Raw genomic sequence first — 14,756 nt, 5'->3', positions numbered from 1 at the left:
GGGCTTGCCCCGCGATTGAGCCCGCGCAGGCGGTCCTACCCTTCCAGGTATTTTCCCGCCAGTTGCTCCGCCGCTTCCCGCGCCGGCCCCACCAGGTGCGGCGCCACCAGCATCATCACCTGGTACACCACTACCCCCACATCCCCCTGCCGCCCCAGCACGCGCTGATAATCCAGCGAGAACATCAACGTCAGGGTGATCTGCTCCACCAGTTGCCCCAGCGCCTGTGTCTCACTGGTCACCTGCCCGTGTGCCTTCAGGCTGGCCAGCAGGGCGGCGAGGGTACGTTTGAGGGCGTTGATCAGGCTGCGCATGTTCCGGGCCAGCTTCGGCAGCCGACCGGTCAGGTTGGAGAGGTCCTGGAACAGGAACCGGTAGTGAGCCATCTGCTCGACGATCAGGTGCAGGAACAGCCAGTAGTCCTCGGCACCCAAGCGCACCCCGATGGGGGGATCGAGCAGCGGCATGAGCCCTTCCTCGAAGCGTTCGAACAAGCCCAGTACCAACGGCTCCTTGCCGTGGAAGTGGTAGTACAGGTTGCCTGGGCTGATCCCCAGTTCGTTGGCGATTTCCAACGTCGAGACGTTCGGCTCACCCTGTTGGTTGAACAACTGCAGGGCGCATTCGAGGATCCGGTCGCGGGTCTTCATCCGCTCAACGTGTCCGTACGTAGCTGCCCGGCGCCGGGCCCAGCGCTGGGTAGGTGGCGTTGCCCAGCTCGCTGCGCGGCGCCTTCAGCCGGCCGGAGCGCTGGGCGATCCAGGCCTGCCATTGCGGCCACCAACTGCCTTCGTGGCGCGTGGCATCGTGCACCCAGGCACGTGGGTCGCTGGAAAGCGTCGGGTTCTCCAGGAAGAAGGCCTTGGGGTTGCCGGGCGGGTTGATGATGCTCTGGATATGGCCGCTGTTGGCCAGCACGAAGCGGCGATCGCCTCCGAGCAGTAGGGCCGAGCGATAGACGGCGTCCCACGGGGTGATGTGGTCGTTGCTGCCGGCGACGGTGAAACTGTCGAGGTCGACCTCGCTCAGGTCGATAGGCGTGCCGCACACTTGCAGCCCTTGTGGTTGGGTCAGCGGGTTGAGCTTGAAGAAGTCCAGCAGCTCGCCGTGGAAGGCAGCGGGCAGGCGGGTGTTGTCGGCGTTCCAGTAGAGGATGTCGAACGCCGGGGGCGTGCGGCCAAGCAGGTAGTTGTTGACCCAGTAGTTCCAGATCAGGTCGTTGGGCCGCATCCAGGCGAAGATCCGCGCCACCTCGCCGCCGTCCAGCACGCCACGCTGGTAGGAGCGCCGTTTGGAGGCCTCGATGGTCTGTTCGTCGGCGAACAGGCTGGCGGGGCTGTCGAACTGGCTGTCCAGCAGGCTCACCAGGTAGGTGGCGCTGCGCACCCGACGCAGCTGACGCTTGGCCTGCAGGTGGCCCAGCAATGCGGCCATGGTCAACCCGCCGGCACAGGCGCCCATCAGGTTCGGGTCGCGGCTGCCGGTGATGCTGCGGCAGGCCGCGAGCGCCTCCTCCAGCGCCTGGACATAGCTGGACAGGCCCCACTCGCGATGACGCGGGTCCGGGTTGCGCCAGCTGACCATGAACACCTGCAGGCCACTCTTGAGCATGTACTGGACGAAGCTGTTGGTCGGGCCCAGGTCGAAGATATAGAACTTGTTGATCTGGGGCGGGATGATCAGCAGCGGCCGAGCGTACTGTTTCTCGCTCATCGGCCGGTACTGGATAAGCTCGAGCAATTCGTTGCGAAACACCACCGCGCCGGGTGTGGTTGCCAGGTTGACGCCAACCTCGAAGGCGCGTTCATCCACCTGGCGTGGCAGGCCATCGTTGTGGCGCAGGTCGTCGACCAGGTGGGCCAGGCCGCGCACCAGGCTTTGCCCGCCGGTATTGAACAGTTCCTTGACCGCCAACGGGTTGAGCAACGAATTGCTCGGTGCCAGGGCATCGTTGAGCAAGTTGAACAGGAAGTGCACCCGGGCGCGCTCGTCGTCGTCCAGCGAGCTTTCCTCGATCCATTGGCGGGTCTGCTTCTGCCAGGCGAGGTAGGCTTGCAGGCCACGGCGGTAGAACGGGTTCTGGCTCCAGGTCGGGTCGCTGAAGCGCTTGTCGCGCGGGTGTGGCTGGTGCGGCGTATCGCCGAGCATCACCCGCCCCAGCTGGCTGCCCAGGGCCAATAGATGGTGTGCGGTGTGCAACGGGTTGCCCAGGCTCAGGCGACCGACGTTGCGCAGCGTGGAGAACAGGTCACGACCGCGCAATCCGGTGATCGCGTTCTGTACATTGATGCTCGCAGCGGGGACCGGTCTCGTCCCTTTTGCCGGTTTGTCTTTCATCCCTCACTCCGTCGTCAGCGATCATCCAGGTTCGTATCGGGGTGTCATGGGTTGTCAGCCTCCGGGGCGAGGGTGCATCACCGCGCGTTGGCGTTCCTGCTGGAGGAATTTCATGATGATCGGCGCGACCGCCTCGGCCCGGGTGATCAGGAACAGGTGCCCATCGTCGATAATGTGTAGCTGGGCATTGGGAATTCGCCAGGCCAGCAGGCGCATGTTGATCAGCGGGATCAACGGGTCGTCGTCGCCGGCCAGCACCAGGGTCGGTTGGTGGAGCTTGTGCAGCCAGTGGATGCTGGTCCAGCCCAGGCCTGCAAACAGTTGCCAGTAGTAGCCGGTCTTGCCGCTGGAGCGCACCTTGGCCGCGTGATGCAGGGCCAGGTCCGGATCGCGACGGAAACCGCCACCGTAGACCTGCGCCGCGATGCGCAGCACGTGAGAGGGCTGTACATAACGTCGGGGGCTGGCCATCGCCCACAGCACCTTGGGCTTGCCGGGCACCATGAAGGCACCGGCGGCGGTGGCGGCGAGGATCAGCTTCTTGCAGCGCTCGGGGTAGTCATGGGCGAATTGCTGGGCCAGGCCCCCGCCCCAGGAAACCCCGATGACATTGACCTGGCCGTAGTCCAGGTAGTCGAGCATGCGTGCGGTGAGCTTGGCCAGGCCGGAGAACCGATACGGACGGCTGGGCGTGGAAGAGCCCCCGACGCCGGGCACATCGAAGGCGATGACTTCGATGTCCGGGTCCAGCGCCTCGATGAGCGGGAAGATCAGCTCCATGTTGGCGCCGATGCCGTTGAAGATCAGCAGCGGCGTCAGCTCTGGCTTGCCTGGGCGGACCGCGGTGCGGATGGACTGGTTGTCCAACTCGACGGTCCTGAAGATGTACGGTTGCGCCATGCACGAAACTCTAGGTGGATAAGTCGCTCTGTCATCGTATCAAATGGCCATGGTCGCGGTGGCCTATCGTTCGTGCACATAAGTGCCCGGTGCTGACTCGCCAGCGCTATAGGTACGATTACCCAGGCGTGCGGGGGCTTTCTTCAGGTCGCCCGCGCGCTCGCCCAGCCAGGCTTGCCAGTGCAGCCACCAGGAATCGGCATGCTTGACCGCGTTGTCCTGCCAGGCCAGCGGGTCGTCCGGGCGGTCCTCGCCGGTCATGAAGCGTGCCTTGGGGTTGCCGGGCGGGTTGAGGATGCTCTGGATATGCCCGCTGTTGGACAGCACGAACTCGATCTTGCCGCCGAACAGGTGGGCCGAGCGATAGCAGGACTGCCACGGCGTGATGTGGTCGGCGGTGCCGGCGACGCTGTAGATATCGCACTGGACCTTCTTCAGGTCGATTGACGTGCCGCACACTTCCAGGGCATCGGCGCGGGTCAGGGGGTTGTTCTTGAACATCTCGATCAGGTCGCCGTGGAAGGCGGCCGGCAGGCGCGTGGTGTCGTTGTTCCAGAACAGGATGTCGAACACCGGCGGCTCGTTGCCGAGCAGGTAATTGTTGACCCAGTAGTTCCAGATCAGGTCGTTGGGGCGCATCCAGGCGAACACCTTGGCCATGTCGCTGCCCTCGAGCACACCGGCCTGGTAGGAGTGGCGCTTGGCGGCCTCGAGGGTCTGTTCGTCGACGAACAGCGCGACCTGGTTGTCCAGGGTGGTATCGAGCACGCTGACCAGCAGGGTCAGGGCATTGACCTTGTTCTCGCCCAATGCGGCGTAATGGCCGACCAGGGCGGTGCAGGTGATGCCTCCGGAGCAGGCGCCCAGCATGTTCAGGTCCGTGCTGCCGGTGATCGCCAGCACGGCGTCCACCGCTTCCTTGAGCGCGTCGATATAGGTCGACAGGCCCCATTCGCGCTGGGCCTTGGTCGGGTTGCGCCAACTGATGATGAAGGTCTGCTGGCTGGAGCGCAGGCAGAAGCGTGCCAGGCTCTTCTCCGGGCTGAGGTCGAAGACGTAGAACTTGTTGATCTGCGGCGGCACGATCAGCAGCGGGCGGGCATGCACCTGCTCGGTGATGGGGCTGTACTGGATCAATTCCAGCACATCGTTGCGATACACCACCACCCCTTCGCTGGTGGCCAGGTTCTTGCCCACCTCGAAGGCATCCATGTTCACCTGGCTCGGCATGCCGCCGTTGTTGACCATGTCCTTGGCCAGGTTGGACAGGCCGTCGAGCAGGCTCTTGCCGCCGGTTTCGAAGAAGCGCTTGACCGCTGCCGGGTTGGCCAGGGTATTGGTGGGTGCCATCGCCTCGGTCATCAGGTTGATGACGAACTGCCCGCGGCTGACGTCCTGGGGTGACAGGTCGCTGTTGCCGATCCACTCCTGCAGCTCCTTGCGCCAGGCCAGGTAGGTCTGCAGGTAGCGGCGGTACAGCGGGTTGTGGCTCCAGGCGGGGTCGCTGAAGCGGCGGTCGTCGCTGCCGGGCTGCAGGTTGGACTTGCCCAGCAGCACGTTCTTGAGCTCCAGGCCGAAATGCGCCACGTGCTTGGCGCTGTGCAATGGCTGGCGAACCGCCTGGCGCAATACGGTGCGCGCCGAACTCAGCAGGTCCTTGCGGCGAATGCCGATGACCGGGTTCAGGCCCAGGGTGTTTGCCGAGGCCTGCCGCTGCAACTCATCGTTGTTCTTACTCATCTACGACGCTCCGTTGTCCTGAGACGAGTACCGGTTGGCTGTGGCGGGTACACAGACGACTGCCCGGTACTGCTGCTCGGGTGACCAAGTGATAAGAAACAGCGGTTGCGGACCGGATGCGTGTGGCGACGAGCGGCGGGTTTTCCTGCGGTTGAAGACAGCCTGCTTTCGCTCGCGACCTCTACATGCCGGCCCGGCCCTGATCGCGCGATGAACGATGCAGGGAACTTGCCAGCTCCATTGGTTACCCGACTTTCATGTAATGCGCAAGACAGCCTGTGATTGGCAGGTGCAGGGGCATTCAAGCAGATGACTTTAGAAAATGCGCTCTAAAACCTGCAGGCCTCGCGCTAGAGCATCAGCTTGACCACGGCCTCCGACGGGTCGCGGGACTTGCCGGCCTTGTGCAGGTCATCGAGATACTCGGCCCACAGTGCCTCTTGGCGCAGGCACAGCTGCTCGAGGTATTCCCAGGTGAACAGGCCGCTGTCATGGCCGTCGTCGAAGGTCAGTTTCAGTGCGTACTGGCCGGCAGGCTCGAGGTCGACGAGGCCGACGTTGAGCTTGCCGAATTGCAGGATAGGGTTGCCGTGGCCCTGGACTTCGGCGGAAGGGGAGTGCACCCGCAGGAACTCGGCGGGCAGATGGTAGACCTCGTTTGGCCCGTAGGTGAGGGTGAGGGTCTTGGAGGCTTTGTGCAGGTTGATGGCGGTGGGGAGGCGGGCCATGGGCTGGATCTCTCGTGAGCTGATGCTGCAAGCTTCCAGAGATTCGGGCCATTGTGCAATGGGGCTGCTGCGCAGCCCAATCGCCGGCAAGCCGACTCCCACAGGTATGGCAGTGTCTCTGAAAACAGCGCAAGACAGGTGGGAGCCGGCTTGCCGGCGATTGGGCCGCGCAGCGGCCCCGTACGGGCTTACAGGATGTAGCGCGACAGGTCTTCGTTCTGCGCCAGTTCGCCCAGGTGGCTGTTCACGTACGCCGCGTCGATCTTGATCGGTGCTTCGTCGTGGGCACTGGCCAGGTCGCCGGCACTGAACGATACCTCTTCGAGCAGGCGCTCGAGCAGGGTGTGCAGGCGACGGGCACCGATGTTCTCGGTTTTCTCGTTGACCTGGTAGGCGATCTCGGCCAGGCGCTTGATGCCTTCGGCGGCGAATTCGATGTTCAGGCCTTCGGTCTTGAGCAGCTCACGGTACTGTTCGGTCAGCGAAGCATGCGGCTCCTGCAGGATGCGCTCGAAGTCTTCCGGGGTCAGGGCCTTGAGCTCGACGCGGATCGGCAGGCGGCCTTGCAGCTCGGGCACCAGGTCGCTCGGCTTGCTCAGGTGGAACGCGCCGGAGGCGATGAACAGGATGTGGTCGGTCTTGACCATGCCCAGCTTGGTATTGACGGTGCAACCCTCGATCAGCGGCAACAGGTCGCGCTGCACACCTTCGCGGGACACATCGGCACCGCCGACGTTGCCGCGCTTGGCCACCTTGTCGATCTCGTCGATGAACACGATGCCGTGCTGCTCGACCGCTTCCAGGGCCTTGGCCTTGAGTTCTTCCTCGTTGACCAGGCGGCTGGCTTCCTCGTCGCGGACCATCTTCAGCGCTTCCTTGACCTTGAGCTTGCGCGCCTTGCGCTTGCCCTTGCCCATGTTGGCGAACAGGCTCTGCAGCTGGTTGGTCATCTCTTCCATGCCGGGCGGCGCGGCGATCTCGACGCCCATGGACTCGGCCACTTCGATCTCGATTTCCTTGTCGTCCAGCTGGCCTTCGCGCAGGCGCTTGCGGAACAGTTGGCGGGTGTTGGAGTCGGTGCTCGACTGCGACGCTTCCTCAGAGAAGCTGCTGACCCGGGCCTGGGGCAACAGGGCGTCGAGGATGCGGTCCTCGGCAGCGTCTTCGGCGCGGTGGCGTACGCGGATGATTTCCTGCTCGCGCAGCATCTTCAGCGCAGCATCGGCCAGGTCGCGGATGATCGACTCGACGTCACGGCCGACATAGCCGACTTCGGTGAACTTGGTCGCTTCGACCTTGATGAACGGCGCGTTGGCCAGCTTGGCCAGGCGGCGGGCGATTTCGGTCTTGCCCACACCGGTCGGGCCGATCATCAGGATGTTCTTGGGCGTGACTTCGGCGCGTAGCTCGGCCGGCAGTTGCATGCGCCGCCAGCGGTTGCGCAGGGCGATGGCCACGGCGCGCTTGGCGTCGTCCTGGCCGATGATGTGGCGGTTGAGTTCGTGGACGATCTCGCGGGGGGTCATGGACATGGTGAATAAGGTCCTCGAGCAGAATGAGTCAGCGTGGAAAAGCCCCGTCACCGGGAAGGGGCGCCAGAACAGCTGATCACTCGGCCAGGTCCTGCTCCTCGATGGTCAGGTTGTGATTGGTGAACACGCAGATGTCACCGGCGATGTTCAGGGCGGTCTCGGCGATTTCGCGGGCCGAGAGGTCGGTCTTGTTCAGCAGGGCGCGGGCCGCGGCCTGGGCGTAGGCGCCGCCGGAGCCCATGGCGATCAGCCCGTCTTCGGGCTCGACCACGTCACCGTTGCCGGTGATGATCAGCGAGGCGTCCTTGTTGGCCACGGCGAGCATGGCTTCCAGGCGGCTCAGGGAACGGTCGGTACGCCATTCCTTGGCCAGTTCCACTGCGGCACGAATCAGGTGGCCCTGGTGTTTTTCCAGCTGGCCTTCGAAGCGCTCGAACAGGGTGAAGGCGTCGGCGGTGGCACCGGCGAAGCCGGCGATGACCTGGCCGTGGTACAGGCGGCGGACTTTCTTCGCATTGCCTTTCATCACGGTGTTGCCGAGGGAAACCTGGCCGTCGCCGCCCATGACGACTTTGCCGTGGCGGCGGACTGAAACGATGGTAGTCAAGGGGAGAGTCTCCACGCAGCGGGGCGAAAATGCCTGTTGCAGACTCATATGGGGGTGGGGGGAAGGATTTCAACCGTGGGGGATGAACGGTTGCGATGGATTTCAGGTGATGCACCACCTGCGTAGGAGCGGCCTCGTGCCGCGAAAGGGCTGCGTAGCAGCCCCGGGATCTTTGCCTGATGCATGCATTGCCGGGGCCGCTTTGCGGCCCTTTCGCGGCACAAGGGCGCTCCTACAAAGTCGCCGCTCAGGCCTCGTGGCAAACGTGCCCGTCGACCAAGGTATAACGCACCGCGCCTGGCAGGCAGTGGCCAATGAACGGGCAGTTCTCGCCACGCGAATACCATTGCTCGCCAGCCACCGTGGAGGCCTGTGGGTCGAACAGCACCAGGTCCGCCGCCGCACCGACCTTCAGCTCGCCCGCCGGCAGGCGCATGGCCTTGGCCGGGCCGCAGGTCAGGCGGGCCAGCAGGGTCGGCAGGTCGAGCAGGCCGTCCTGCACCAGGGTCATGGCCAGCGGCAGCAGCAGCTCGACGCTGCTGATGCCAGGCTCGGTGGCGCCGAACGGGGCCAGTTTGGCGTCGCGCTCGTGGGGCTGGTGATGGCTGGAGATCGCCTGGATCACCCCGGCCTTCACCGCTTCGCGCAGGCCATCGCGGTCGGCGGCGGTGCGCAGCGGAGGCTGTACGTGGTAGAGGCTGGAGAAGTCGCGCAGGGCTTCGTCCGTGAGGATCAGCTGGTACAGCGCCACGTCGGCGGTGACCGGCAGGCCCAGCTGCTGGGCCTGGGCGATCAGCCGCGCGCCACGGGCGCTGGTGATCTGAGTGAAGTGGGCACGTACGCCGGTCTGTTCGACCAGCAGCAGGTTGCGCGCCAGTGCCACGGTTTCCGCGGTTTCCGGGATGCCCGCCAGGCCGAGGAAACTGGCCATGGCACCTTCATGGGCCAGGCCGCCTTGGGCCAGGTCGCCGTCCTGGGAGTGGAACACCACCGTCAGGTCGAAGGTGGCGGCGTATTCCAGGGCGCGGACCAGGGTGCGGTTGTTGGGAATGTCCTTCAGGCCATTGCCGAACGCAACGCAGCCGGTGTCACGCAGGGCGACCAACTCGGCCAGTTGCTCGCCTTCCAGGCCCTTGGTCAGCGCGCCGACCGGGTAGACCTTGCTGTTGCCGGCTTCGCGGGCGCGATCGAGGATCAGCTCGGCCACGGCCGAGGTGTCGAGAATCGGTCGGGTCTGGGGTGGGCAGCACAGGCTGGTGACGCCGCCGGCCACTGCGGCGCGGGTCTCGCTGGCGATGTTGCCCTTGCGGCTGTAGCCCGGCTCGCGCAGGGCGACGTCGAGGTCCACCAGACCGGGTGCTGCGACCAGGCCGTCGGCCTGCAGGGTGCGGCTGGCGCTGAAGCCTGCCGGTGCAGCGCCGATGGCGACGATGCGACCGCCGTCCAGGTGCAGGTCGGTGATTTGGTCCAGGCCGCTGCTAGGGTCGATGACCCGGGCGCCAAGAATACTGATGCTCACAGGGCGTTCTCCTGGTCGAGTTGACGTTGCGCGGCCTGGCCGCTCATGGCCATGGACAGCACCGCCATGCGCACGGCGATGCCGTAGGTGACCTGGTTGAGAATCACCGAATGGGCGCCGTCGGCCACCGCCGACTCGATCTCCACGCCGCGGTTGATCGGCCCCGGGTGCATGACGATGGCGTCGGGCTTGGCCCCGGCCAGGCGTGCGGTGGTCAGGCCGAACAGGCGGTAGAACTCGCCTTCGCTGGGCAGCAGGCCGCCGGCCATGCGCTCACGTTGCAGGCGCAGCATGATCACCACGTCGACGTCCTTCAGGCCTTGGGCCAGGTCGGTATAGACCTTCACGCCATACTGCTCGATACCCACGGGAATCAAGGTCTTCGGGCCGACCACGCGGATATCCGGGCAGCCCAGCGCCTTGAGCGCGAGCATGTCGGAGCGGGCCACGCGCGAGTGCAGGATGTCACCGACGATGGCCACCGAGAGGTTCTCGAAGCTGCCCTTGTGGCGACGGATGGTCAGCATGTCGAGCATGCCCTGGGTCGGGTGCGCATGGCGGCCGTCGCCGCCGTTGATCACCGCCACGTCCGGGCAGACGTGCTCGGCGATGAAGTGCGCGGCGCCGGAGTCGGAATGGCGCACGACGAACATGTCGGCGGCCATGGCCTCCAGGTTGCGCAGGGTGTCGAACAGGGTCTCGCCCTTGCTGGTCGAGGAGGTCGACACGTTCAGGCTGATCACATCGGCCGACAGGCGCTGGGCGGCCAGTTCGAAGGTGGTGCGGGTGCGGGTCGAGTTCTCGAAGAACACGTTGCACACGGTCTTGCCGCGCAGCAACGGGACTTTTTTCACGGCCCGGGCACCGACTTCCAGGAAGGAGTCGGCGGTGTCGAGGATCTCGGTCAGCAGTTCGCGGGGCAAACCGTCGAGCGAGAGAAAGTGGCGCAGCTGGCCCTGGTCATTGAGCTGCAGCGGGCGCTTGGCGTCGAATGGCGTCATCGCGGGGGACTCTTAAAGGGCGGAAGCGGTGGCGAGGTCCTGGCGCTCGAGGGCGAGCGGTGCGGGTCCGGTCAATTTTACCCGTTCAGTGGGCGCCAGTTGCAAGGTGGCACCGAGCACGTTGGGGCGGATCGGCAGTTCGCCGGCGTCCAGGTCCAGCAGGCAGACCAGGGTGACGCTGGCCGGGCGGCCATAGTCGAACAGTTCGTTGAGTGCGGCGCGGATGGTGCGCCCGCTCATCAGCACGTCGTCCACCAGTACCAGGTGCTGGCCTTCGACCTCGAAGGGCAGTTCCGAAGGGCGCACCTGCGGATGCAGGCCGTTCTGGCTGAAGTCGTCGCGGTAGAAGGAGACGTCCAGGGTGCCCAGTGCGCTGCTGTCGCCCAGCGCCTGCTGCAAGGCCTGGGCTACCCACACACCGCCGGTGCGGATGCCGATGAAGCGTGGCTCGGTGATGGCACGGCGGGCCAGGTGGGCGCGAAGGTCGACGGCCATCTGCCGGATCAGGTCGGCGGGGTTGGGTAGGCTCATTGCGTGCTCCTCGGGAGGGGGCGCCGGGTGGGCCGGCGGCAAAGCGGATTTAAGTGTTGGCCTCCAGCCAGCCTTGCAGGAGCAGGGCGGCGGCGATGGCATCGACCGGGTTGTCGCGGTAGCTGCCGTGGCGCAGGCCACGGGCCATCTGCTCGCCCTTGGCTTCGAAGGTGGTCAGGCGTTCGTCGTGGGTGTGCACGGGCAGGTTGTAGCGGCCATGCAGGCGCCGGGCGAATTTCTCGGCGCGCTCGCTCATCTCGCTGGGCGTACCGTCCATGTTCAGTGGCAGGCCGACGACGATGGCATCGGGCTTCCATTCCTTGATGAGTCTTTCCACCTGGGCCCAGTCCGGCACGCCGTTCTGGGCCTTGAGCGTGCACAGCTCGCGGGCCTGGCCGGTGATCACCTGGCCGACGGCCACGCCGATCTGTTTGCTGCCGTAGTCGAAGCCCAGCAGCAGGCGCAATTCGGCCATCAGGCGTGGCCCGCCTGGCTGGTCAGCAGGCTGAGGTTGATGCCCAGGCTCGCGGCGGCGGCTTCCAGGCGTTGGTCGCTGGCCAGGCCGAAGATGATCTCGGGGTCGAACGGGCAGTTGAGCCAGGCGTTGTCGGCAAGCTCGGCTTCCAGCTGGCCTGCCTCCCAGCCGGCGTAGCCCAGGGTGATCAGGCTCTGTTTCGGCCCTACGCCATCGGCGATGGCGAACAGCACGTCCTGGGAGGTGGAAAGCGACAGGCCCTGCAGCTCGACGGTGGCCTGGTAGCTGCATTCGCTTGTGTGCAATACGAAACCGCGATCGGTCTGCACCGGGCCACCCTGGTAGATCGGCACCTGCAGGGTGCTGGCCGGCGGCTCTTCGTCCGGGCGCAGCTGCTCCAGGATGTCCGCCAGGTTCAGCTCCTGAGGCCGATTGACCACCAGGCCCATGGCGCCATTGGCGTTGTGCTCGACGATATAGGTGAGGGTCTGGGCAAAGTTCGGGTCGGCCATGTGCGGCATGGCGATGAGGAACTGGTGCTTGAGGTAGCTCGGGCTGAGGGTTTTCATGGGTGATAGTGTGGCGTCAGGTGGCGAGGCTGACAAGGTGCCAGTGTGTTGCTGGGCGTTGTGCAGGTCGGTGGTTTTGGGGCGCCTGATGACGCGTGCGCCACCGCACACTCAAGCCCTACGGATCAACCATCATTCAATTACTGGACAGGCGGTCACCGCGGGCAAAACGCCAGGTGCGGATGATCTCCAGCCGGTCGAACTCGGCCAGGTCGCCGGTGAACGGTGCGAACGGTGCCGACAGGCGGACGATGCGCTGGGCTGCCTGGTCGAGCACCGGCTGGCCGGAGGACTCCAGCACCAGCACCTCGTACAGCGAACCGTCGCGGTTGATCGACACCAGCATCCGCAGGCTGCCGTAGATCTGTTGGCGACGCGCCTGCTCGGGGTAGTTGAGGTTGCCGACCCGCTCGACCTTCTTGCGCCACTCTTCCTTGTACCAGGCGCCCTTGTCGCGCATGGTCGAGGCGGCGTTGAGGCGGTGGATGCGCGGGCGCTTGGCGTACAGCTGCTGTTCGTTGGAAAGCTCCGCCTCAAGGCTGGCGATCTGGCTGGACAATTGCGAGCTGTCGAAGTCCGGCACCGCCTGGGGCTTGGGCTGGGGCTTGCTTTCCTTGGGCTTGGGCTCGACCTTCTGCGGCTTGGGCGCCTTGGTAGCCACGGCGGACTTCTGCGGGGCCGGCGGGCTCTCCCGCTTGGCGGCCGGGGGCGGGGTGACCTTGTTGATCTTGCTGTCCTGGAACGGCGCGACCTCGGTGGTCTTGGGCACCGCCTTCTTCTCCAGGGTGCCGCTGCCCTGCTGGTTGTCCTGGGCCTGGAAGTCGGCCTTCTCGGGCGGTTTCTCGCTCTTGAAGGTCGCCAGGGTGATTTCCATGGTGCGGCGGATTTCGCTGGGCTTGGTGATGGTGAAGCTCACGCCCAGGATCAGCGCCAGGTGCACCAGGGCAGCCAGGAACAGGGTGAAGCCGAGCCGGTCCGCAGGGCGGACGCGGGGAGGCAGCAGGTCGGCGGGGATGTCGGCAGGCAGCGTCATCAGGTATCCAGCAACCGCAAAGCGGGGTGGCGGCTCAGTCGAAAAGGACTGGCATCATACCCCACTGTGCGAAATTGCTCCGCGTCGGCGGTCAGCGCGCCTTGAGCTGGCGATCAATGGCATCCATCAGTTGCCCGCCGATATCGGTGTTGTAGGCCGCGTCGATCTCGCGGATGCAGGTGGGGCTGGTGACATTGATCTCGGTGAGGTAGTCGCCGATCACGTCCAGGCCGACGAACAGCAGGCCTTTTTCACGCAGGGTCGGGCCCACCTGGGCGGCGATCCAGCGGTCGCGCTCGGTCAACGGGCGGGCCTCGCCACGCCCTCCGGCGGCCAGGTTGCCGCGGGTTTCGCCGCTGGCCGGGATGCGTGCCAGGCAGTAGTCGACCGGCTCGCCGTCGATCATCAGGATGCGCTTGTCGCCATCGACGATCTGCGGCAGGTACTCCTGGGCCATGATTTGCTGGGTGCCGTGCTGGGTCAGGGTCTCGAGGATCACCGACAGGTTCGGGTCGTCCTTGCGGTGGCGGAACACCGAGGCGCCGCCCATGCCGTCCAGCGGCTTGAGGATCACATCGCCACGGCTGTTGGCGAACTCGCGCAGGATGTCCACGCGGCGGCTGACCAGGGTCGGCGCCATGCACTGCGGAAACTGGGTGGCGAACAGCTTCTCGTTGCAGTCGCGCAGGCTCTGCGGCCGGTTGACCACCAGCACGCCCTCGCGCTCGGCCTGCTCCAGCAGGTAGGTGCTGTACACGAACTCCATGTCGAAGGGTGGATCCTTGCGCATCAGGATCACGTCCAGGTCGGCCAGGGCGTTGTCCTGCTCTTCGCCCAGCTCGAACCAGCGGGCCGGATCGGCGAACACCTTCAGCGGGCGCATCTGCGCGCGGGCCTGGCCTGCACCCAGGTAGAGGTCGCGCTGCTCCATGTAGAACAGGGTCCAGCCACGGGCCTGGGCCGCCAGCAGCATGGCCAGCGAGCTGTCCTTCTTGTAGGAGATGGACGCGATGGGGTCCATGACAATCCCGAGGCGAACGCTCATGGGTAATTCCTCATTGGCGGCGATTGCCGCGATGGTTCGATGAAAAGTGGCTCAGGGTGGCGCCGGGAACGCCGATGGTCAAGGGGGCGGCGGATGGAATGCCCCTGCGGACTGTGCTAAAAATGCCAGGCATAGTGCTTGATGCCGTTCACAGGAGCCAAGCATGATGTCGCTTGGGACTGCTGCGCAGTCCATCGCGGGGCAAGCCCGCTCCCACAGGGTCTGTGCCGGGCTCGGGGCTCTGTTGTCGCAGGGCCGTGTAGGAGCGGGCTTGCCCTGCGATGGGGCGCGAAGCGGCCCCGGATGTCAGCCAGAGCCGCGATGGTAGCCCAACTTATGGAACAACCCCTGAAGGTGATGGTGATCGACGATTCCCGCACGATCCGCCGCACCGCCCAGATGTTGCTCGGCGAAGCAGGCTGCGAGGTGATCACCGCCAGCGACGGCTTCGATGCCCTGGCCAAGATCGTCGACCACAAGCCCCGGATCATCTTCGTCGATGTGCTGATGCCGCGCCTGGACGGCTACCAGACCTGCGCAGTGATCAAGCAGAACAGCGCCTTCAAGGACACCCCGGTCATCCTGCTGTCCTCGCGCGACGGCCTGTTCGACAAGGCCCGTGGCCGGGTGGTCGGCTCCGACCAGTTCCTGACCAAACCGTTCAGCAAGGAAGAACTGCTCGATGCGATCAGGGCCCATGTGCCCGGGTTCGCCGCGCAGGCCCAACACGCACCCTGAC

At 65.4% G+C, this 14,756-nt stretch carries 15 protein-coding genes; 1 reads left to right on the top strand and 14 read right to left on the bottom strand.

Features of this window, described 5'->3' with window-relative positions; genetic code table 11:
• Window positions 1-35 precede the first annotated feature (35 nt).
• The 14 genes from ACXHGZ_RS19610 to gshB all read right to left on the bottom strand — a co-directional run bounded on the left by ACXHGZ_RS19610 (window position 36) and on the right by gshB (window position 14,017).
• Entirely contained in the window at window positions 36-650 is a 615-nt protein-coding gene (locus ACXHGZ_RS19610; RefSeq protein WP_084853993.1) for a TetR/AcrR family transcriptional regulator, read from the bottom strand.
• 4 nt (window positions 651-654) lie between these two features.
• On the bottom strand, window positions 655-2,337 hold the full coding sequence (gene phaC, locus ACXHGZ_RS19605) for a class II poly(R)-hydroxyalkanoic acid synthase (RefSeq protein ID WP_480461088.1): 1,683 nt from the start codon (window positions 2,335-2,337) through the stop codon (window positions 655-657).
• Window positions 2,338-2,391: 54 nt separating this feature from the next.
• A complete protein-coding gene (gene phaZ / locus ACXHGZ_RS19600) occupies window positions 2,392-3,237 on the bottom strand; it encodes a poly(3-hydroxyalkanoate) depolymerase (RefSeq protein WP_480461086.1) in 846 nt (281 codons plus the stop codon).
• A gap of 63 nt (window positions 3,238-3,300) precedes the next feature.
• A complete protein-coding gene (phaC, locus tag ACXHGZ_RS19595) occupies window positions 3,301-4,977 on the bottom strand; it encodes a class II poly(R)-hydroxyalkanoic acid synthase (protein ID WP_480461084.1) in 1,677 nt (558 codons plus the stop codon).
• 350 nt (window positions 4,978-5,327) lie between these two features.
• Window positions 5,328-5,705 (bottom strand): gamma-butyrobetaine hydroxylase family protein, encoded by a 378-nt coding sequence (locus tag ACXHGZ_RS19590; RefSeq protein ID WP_480461082.1) that lies wholly within the window; start codon window positions 5,703-5,705, stop codon window positions 5,328-5,330.
• A gap of 188 nt (window positions 5,706-5,893) precedes the next feature.
• Window positions 5,894-7,237, bottom strand: a complete 1,344-nt coding sequence (hslU, locus tag ACXHGZ_RS19585) for an ATP-dependent protease ATPase subunit HslU (protein WP_084854003.1) — start codon at window positions 7,235-7,237, stop codon at window positions 5,894-5,896.
• A 76-nt stretch (window positions 7,238-7,313) separates the two neighbouring features.
• Window positions 7,314-7,844: an ATP-dependent protease subunit HslV gene (gene hslV / locus ACXHGZ_RS19580; RefSeq protein WP_043207181.1), complete on the bottom strand. Its 531-nt coding sequence runs from the start codon at window positions 7,842-7,844 to the stop codon at window positions 7,314-7,316.
• Window positions 7,845-8,091: 247 nt separating this feature from the next.
• Window positions 8,092-9,363, bottom strand: coding sequence for a dihydroorotase (locus ACXHGZ_RS19575; RefSeq protein ID WP_480461081.1), 1,272 nt, complete (start codon window positions 9,361-9,363; stop codon window positions 8,092-8,094).
• The gene (locus ACXHGZ_RS19570; protein ID WP_224457169.1) at window positions 9,360-10,364 is read right to left on the bottom strand and encodes an aspartate carbamoyltransferase catalytic subunit; all 1,005 of its coding nucleotides are present in this window, start codon (window positions 10,362-10,364) and stop codon (window positions 9,360-9,362) included. The genes ACXHGZ_RS19575 and ACXHGZ_RS19570 overlap by 4 nt, the downstream gene beginning before the upstream one ends.
• Before the next feature lie 12 nt (window positions 10,365-10,376).
• A complete protein-coding gene (gene pyrR / locus ACXHGZ_RS19565) occupies window positions 10,377-10,895 on the bottom strand; it encodes a bifunctional pyr operon transcriptional regulator/uracil phosphoribosyltransferase PyrR (RefSeq protein WP_084854009.1) in 519 nt (172 codons plus the stop codon).
• Window positions 10,896-10,944: 49 nt separating this feature from the next.
• Window positions 10,945-11,370: a Holliday junction resolvase RuvX gene (ruvX, locus tag ACXHGZ_RS19560; RefSeq protein WP_480461079.1), complete on the bottom strand. Its 426-nt coding sequence runs from the start codon at window positions 11,368-11,370 to the stop codon at window positions 10,945-10,947.
• The gene (locus tag ACXHGZ_RS19555; protein WP_084854298.1) at window positions 11,370-11,939 is read right to left on the bottom strand and encodes a YqgE/AlgH family protein; all 570 of its coding nucleotides are present in this window, start codon (window positions 11,937-11,939) and stop codon (window positions 11,370-11,372) included. The genes ruvX and ACXHGZ_RS19555 overlap by 1 nt, the downstream gene beginning before the upstream one ends.
• A gap of 136 nt (window positions 11,940-12,075) precedes the next feature.
• The gene (locus tag ACXHGZ_RS19550) at window positions 12,076-12,972 is read right to left on the bottom strand and encodes an energy transducer TonB (protein ID WP_480461078.1); all 897 of its coding nucleotides are present in this window, start codon (window positions 12,970-12,972) and stop codon (window positions 12,076-12,078) included.
• Between the two features lie 91 nt (window positions 12,973-13,063).
• Window positions 13,064-14,017 (bottom strand): glutathione synthase, encoded by a 954-nt coding sequence (gene gshB / locus ACXHGZ_RS19545; RefSeq protein WP_480461077.1) that lies wholly within the window; start codon window positions 14,015-14,017, stop codon window positions 13,064-13,066.
• Between the two features lie 336 nt (window positions 14,018-14,353).
• Between gshB and ACXHGZ_RS19540 the strand changes: the two genes are divergently transcribed.
• Complete coding sequence (locus tag ACXHGZ_RS19540) at window positions 14,354-14,755, top strand: response regulator (RefSeq protein ID WP_084854016.1); 402 nt, start codon at window positions 14,354-14,356, stop codon at window positions 14,753-14,755.
• Window position 14,756: the final 1 nt, after the last annotated feature.

The sequence above is a fragment of the Pseudomonas shiyinii genome (genome assembly GCF_056725765.1).
The sequence above is the reverse complement of the archived record's forward strand: the minus strand, read 5'-3'. Positions and strand labels throughout refer to the sequence as shown.

Bases quoted from the DNA above. Each gene is read 5' to 3' on its own strand.
- gshB (WP_480461077.1), bottom strand. From the start codon at position 14,017: ATGAGCGTTCGCCTCGGGATTGTCATGGACCCCATCGCGTCCATCTCC.
- ACXHGZ_RS19590 (WP_480461082.1), bottom strand. From the start codon at position 5,705: ATGGCCCGCCTCCCCACCGCCATCAACCTGCACAAAGCCTCCAAGACC.
- pyrR (WP_084854009.1), bottom strand. From the start codon at position 10,895: ATGAGCCTACCCAACCCCGCCGACCTGATCCGGCAGATGGCCGTCGAC.
- hslU (WP_084854003.1), bottom strand. From the start codon at position 7,237: ATGTCCATGACCCCCCGCGAGATCGTCCACGAACTCAACCGCCACATC.
- ACXHGZ_RS19570 (WP_224457169.1), bottom strand. From the start codon at position 10,364: ATGACGCCATTCGACGCCAAGCGCCCGCTGCAGCTCAATGACCAGGGC.
- ACXHGZ_RS19550 (WP_480461078.1), bottom strand. From the start codon at position 12,972: ATGACGCTGCCTGCCGACATCCCCGCCGACCTGCTGCCTCCCCGCGTC.
- ACXHGZ_RS19555 (WP_084854298.1), bottom strand. From the start codon at position 11,939: ATGAAAACCCTCAGCCCGAGCTACCTCAAGCACCAGTTCCTCATCGCC.
- phaC (WP_480461088.1), bottom strand. From the start codon at position 2,337: ATGAAAGACAAACCGGCAAAAGGGACGAGACCGGTCCCCGCTGCGAGC.
- ACXHGZ_RS19540 (WP_084854016.1), top strand. From the start codon at position 14,354: ATGGAACAACCCCTGAAGGTGATGGTGATCGACGATTCCCGCACGATC.
- phaC (WP_480461084.1), bottom strand. From the start codon at position 4,977: ATGAGTAAGAACAACGATGAGTTGCAGCGGCAGGCCTCGGCAAACACC.
- ACXHGZ_RS19610 (WP_084853993.1), bottom strand. From the start codon at position 650: ATGAAGACCCGCGACCGGATCCTCGAATGCGCCCTGCAGTTGTTCAAC.
- ruvX (WP_480461079.1), bottom strand. From the start codon at position 11,370: ATGGCCGAATTGCGCCTGCTGCTGGGCTTCGACTACGGCAGCAAACAG.
- phaZ (WP_480461086.1), bottom strand. From the start codon at position 3,237: ATGGCGCAACCGTACATCTTCAGGACCGTCGAGTTGGACAACCAGTCC.